The sequence below is a fragment of the Bacteroidota bacterium genome (assembly GCA_030017895.1).
Classification (GTDB): Bacteria; Bacteroidota; Ignavibacteria; order UBA10030; family BY39; genus JASEGV01.
The window spans coordinates 1-5,094 of sequence record JASEGV010000124.1; the positions used below are offsets into that span (position 1 = coordinate 1).

Consider the following 5,094-nt stretch of genomic DNA (forward strand, 5'->3'; position numbering starts at 1 on the left):
ACGAAAATAGAAAAAAACATAATAAATAACAATTGGACAAATGTCCTAATAGTAAATGATCGGTTCTCTCCTTTTAGGGAATGTTCATGTGAAAACTGCGGGGACGAGTTACCTTGAGGCACTAAGAACAATCGCAAAGGTCGAACCGGAGCTACTTCACGAAATCCTTTCCTTCGCTTGTGGACAATATGAGGAAGATAGAAAATCATACCATGTAACAGGTAGTCTTGATAAAGTTCCCGATCCTCAAAAATGCACGCGTCAAGAACTTTTAGATCTATTCGAACAACACGATACCAGACAAATACTTCATGTTACGTTTGGTAAGGTACTTACGACAAAAAATAATAATGGAAGTTATTTGTTTAAAAATAGATTGATGACGTGTTTGAATCAGAACGAAGATGTTCATTATGAGACAATAATCAATCACTTTAGAAAACATTTGGACCCGTTTAAAAAATAAAAGATAAAATATCGTAAATAGAGAAGAATATTATGAGTGAAATAAAAAACATTTCAAGAAGGGAATTTGTATCTGCTACTACAAAAACAGTCGCTGGAGCTTTTTTATTAAATTCCGTCCATAATGTTATCGGTATATCTTCATCCCCCAAAATGAAACTCGCAATTGTTGGCACCGGACACCGCGCTGTAGGAATGTGGGGAAAAGACGTTGTTACAAACTATGGTGAATCTACTGAATTTGTCGGTTTGTGCGATATAAATCCCGGACGTCTTGAGTATGCAAAAAAACATATCGGCATAAACTGTCCGGTATTTACCGATTTTGAAACAATGGTCCATAAAACTAAACCTGATACCGTAATTGTTACAACTGTTGACGGTAATCATCACACATTCATCGCTAAAGCCCTCGCGATGGGATGTAATGTTATTACCGAAAAACCTCTTACTACTGACGAAGTAAAATTAAAACAGATTTTAGATGCCGAAAAAAAATATAATAAGCAGGTAATAATGGCATTTAATTACAGGTTCACTCCGTATCGTGCAAAAATTAAGGAACTACTGATGCAAGAACGTATAGGCCGTCTGACTTCAGTAGATTTCAACTGGTATTTAGATGTATATCATGGGGCTGATTATTTTCGCAGGTGGCATCGGCTTCGCGAACATTCAGGATCACTTCTCGTACATAAATCCACACATCATTTCGATCTTCTAAACTGGTGGATTGATTCTGACCCAGAAATCGTTACAGCGTTTGGCGCTCTAGAATTTTACGGAAAGAATAATCCCTTTCGTTTCACTCACTGCCGTCCGTGTCCACACAAAGACCGATGTAAATTCTTTTTTGACCTAACAAAGAACAAATATCTAATGGATTTATATGCAGCGAATAAGAAGTACGATGGTTATCTGCGCGATGGATGTGTGTGGAAAGAAGATATCGACATCTATGATAAAATGGCAGTGCAGATAAAGTATGCGAACAATGTTCAGGTAAGTTACTCTCTTACTAGTTACTCGCCTTATGAAGGATATCGAATTGCATTCAATGGAACCAAGGGAAGAATAGATGCCTGGATTCACCAGCGCCAGAGTTGGGCTATGGAAAATTTTAATGAATTCCAGTTAACAGATAATTTTGGCAATAGAGAGTTCATTCAAATGCCCCGCATTGAAGGAGGACACAATGGAGGTGATATTCTGTTGTTAGATAGAATATTCTTGTATCCGACGCAACCCGATGAGTTAGGGCAGTCGGCTGGACTTCGAGATGGAGCAATGTCGATTCTCACCGGGGTTGCTGCAAGAAAAAGTATTGATACCGGGCTTCCTATTAAGATTGCTGACCTTTCGGAATTCGTTCCTCAAAAGAATAGGAAAGGATAGCTTCAAAAATAAGACAAAACGAATTGTCGAATGTCATCATAGTATAATCTGCAATTTTATACTATTTTTGCTACTGTTATTCGTTGTCCCTCAGTCAGTGATATCTCAGAATAACACGAATAATTATGACATCATCGTATCACAAGATGGTACCGGCAATTATGCAACAGTCCAAGATGCTCTGAATGTGGTTCCTGATAATAGCGAAAGTCGCACTTTAATTTTTATAAAAAAGGGTACATATAAAGAAAAAATAATACTGCGTGCCTCAAAAAAGAATGTTACCATAATTGGAGAAAATGTAGGAAATGTAATTCTTACGTATGATGATTATTCAGGGAAAATTGTTGGTGGCGATACTCTAACTACCTTTACTTCTTATTCCTTTTTTATCCAAGCTGACGGATTTAGCGCTGAAAATATTACGTTTGAAAACTCCGCAGGTCCTGTAGGACAAGCAGTAGCTGTGATGGTGAAAGGTGATAGGGTAATTTTCAAAAACTGCCGCTTTCTTGGTCATCAGGATACTTTTTATACACAAGGTGTCGGGAGATGCTATCTTGATTCATGTTATATCGAAGGAACAACTGATTTTATTTTTGGAAGCTCGATTGTTGTATTCAATAGATGTATTTTACAGAGTAAGAAAAATTCTTATATTACAGCAGCATCGACCCCCGAAGGAAATAAATTCGGATATGTATTCTTTAATTGTAAGCTAACAGCAGCAGATGGAATCGACAGCGTATATCTTGGAAGACCTTGGCGAATATATGCTAAAACAGTTTTTATTGAGTGTGAACTTGGTAACCAAATCAAGCCAGAAGGTTGGCATAATTGGAAGAAACCAGAAGCTGAAAAAACTACATTCTATGCTGAGTACAAATGTTTCGGGGCTGGTTCTCTTACTAATAATCGAGTAGAATGGTCGAGGCAATTGAGCGATATAGATGTCGCTGAATATACTTTAGAAAAAATATTTGCAGCCGATGCTTCAGCAACTCCATATAAATATGATTGGAATCCTTTTATAAAATAAATTATGATTAATATCATTTCAAATAATATTAAAATATTTTTACTCGTCATATTGTGTTTTTTACTTCTTGGCTTTACTCAAATTTCGGATGAGCATATTACGATTTATATGATTGGTGATTCGACAATGGCAGATAAACCTATCGAGGATAACCCGGAAAGGGGATGGGGTCAAATGTTACCTATTTTTTTCGATAGTTCGGTAATAGTTGAAAACCATGCTAAGAATGGAAGAAGCACGCGAACATTCTTAGCGGAAAACCGCTGGCAGCCGATTGTCGAAAAGTTAAAACAGGGAGATTATGTTTTTATCCAATTCGGACATAACGACCAGAGTAAAGAAAAAGTAGATCGTTATACACCACCCGAAGATTATCGAAATAATCTGATTAAATTTATAACTGAAACACATGAGAAAAATGCCCAACCCATCCTTTGCACTTCAATCGTGCGAAGACGATTTGATGAGAATGGTAAATTCTACGATGTTCACGGAGTCTACCCCGATATCGTAAGAGAGGTAGCTAAAGAGTTCAACGTCCCCCTTATTGATATGCATAGAAAAAGTGAAAAACTTATCGTTGAATTTGGTTCTGATAGTTCAAAACAGATTTTTCTCTGGGTAGAACCGGGTAAATACAAATCATTACCAAATGGAAAACAGGATAACACACATTTTTCTGAATTTGGGGCAATCAAAATGGCTGAATTAGCGGTTGAAGGAATTAAAGAATTGAAACTCGGTTTGGAAAATTACTTAAAACAACGAAACGATATCGAATAGGGAAAGATAGTCAATATGAAAATGTATTTAACTAAATCAATTGTATTAACAATCATTCTTGCTGTGATAGCTTGCAGTCAACCATCAAAATTATTCATTACCGTAAGCAATCCGACTGAAATCGAACGGCAGAACGAAACGGTTGTTCTCAATTGGGCTAATCTAACCAGAGAAGCGTCTTGGCTCGATTCTTCTAATGTTGCAGTACTCGATTCAGAAAATAATAAGGAGCTAATAACTCAGATACTTGAAAACGATTTATTGTTCCAATCTAATTTCAAATCGAACGAGACGAAGCGATTTATTTTGTTCAATACAACATCTCAAAAAATTGTTCCGGAATCTATTGTGGATGCCAAATTTATAACACCGCGTGAAGACGTTGCGTGGGAAAATGACAGGATCGCTTACCGTATCTACGGTTCGAAACTTGCCGGCGATGTTCTTAATGGCATTGATGTATGGGTGAAACGTGTACGTTATCCTATTATCGACAAATGGTACGCGGGTAACGCGTTAGAGGGGAGCCAAAAAATATCTTATCATATTGACCACGGCGAAGGAGCCGATTTTTTTACGGTAGGAAGATCGTTAGGAGCAGGCGGCTGTGCTATCTGGAAAGATGATAAAATTCATCAAACAAGTTTGTTTACATCGCACAAAATAATCGCTAAAGGTCCGATCCGAACAAAGTTTATCGTCTCGTATGAAAAAGATTCAATCAATGGGCAGCCGTTCACAGAAGAAAAAATTTATACACTTGATGCGGGGAATAACTTAAATCGTATCGATGTTTCCTATAATGGACTTCAAGTTAATAAAGAAGTTACGATTGCCGTTGGTTTAGTGAAAAGGAAGAATATAGAAAGTTTTGCTGATGACAAGTTGGGGCTGCTCAGTCTGTGGGGACTTACTAACGACGACTCGGCAAATGGATATACCGGAACAGGTGTGTTAGTGCCGCCTGCTTTTTTCCAAGAAATGAACGAAGATAAAGACCATTATCTTATAATCGGAAAATCCTCTCCCAAGAAATATTTTACATATTATGCGGGAGCTTGCTGGACACGAAGCGGCGATTTTAAATGTGCTGAAGATTGGAATGCTTATCTAAAGAACTTTGTACTGCGACTACAAAAACCCTTGCGTATCACTATCTCCACAAAGAAATAAGAAAGGATATTTGAAAAATGGATGTTCGATATACAACTGACCCAGAATCAATTAAAAAAATGACAACGGAAGAATTACGAAAGCTTTATTTGATTGACACACTATTTATTCCTGATAATATTCCTATGCTATATTCAGATATTGACAGATCAATTACAGGATCAGTCGTTCCGGTGAAACAATCATTAAAGGGCAGTTCCAAAAATTCAAATATAAGTTTAGTGTTATAGATTTTATCG

5 protein-coding genes are annotated in these 5,094 nt (G+C 37.0%); all 5 read left to right on the top strand.

What is annotated here, in order from left to right; genetic code table 11:
• Window positions 1-55 precede the first annotated feature (55 nt).
• The 5 genes from QME58_13985 to QME58_14005 all read left to right on the top strand — a co-directional run bounded on the left by QME58_13985 (window position 56) and on the right by QME58_14005 (window position 4,855).
• Window positions 56-466, top strand: coding sequence for a tagaturonate epimerase family protein (locus QME58_13985; protein MDI6804925.1), 411 nt, complete (start codon window positions 56-58; stop codon window positions 464-466).
• 32 nt (window positions 467-498) lie between these two features.
• Window positions 499-1,860 (top strand): Gfo/Idh/MocA family oxidoreductase, encoded by a 1,362-nt coding sequence (locus QME58_13990; protein MDI6804926.1) that lies wholly within the window; start codon window positions 499-501, stop codon window positions 1,858-1,860.
• Window positions 1,861-1,957: 97 nt separating this feature from the next.
• Window positions 1,958-2,899, top strand: coding sequence for a pectinesterase family protein (locus QME58_13995; protein MDI6804927.1), 942 nt, complete (start codon window positions 1,958-1,960; stop codon window positions 2,897-2,899).
• 108 nt (window positions 2,900-3,007) lie between these two features.
• A complete protein-coding gene (locus QME58_14000; protein MDI6804928.1) occupies window positions 3,008-3,682 on the top strand; it encodes a rhamnogalacturonan acetylesterase in 675 nt (224 codons plus the stop codon).
• A 15-nt stretch (window positions 3,683-3,697) separates the two neighbouring features.
• Window positions 3,698-4,855, top strand: coding sequence for a DUF4861 family protein (locus QME58_14005; protein ID MDI6804929.1), 1,158 nt, complete (start codon window positions 3,698-3,700; stop codon window positions 4,853-4,855).
• Window positions 4,856-5,094: the final 239 nt, after the last annotated feature.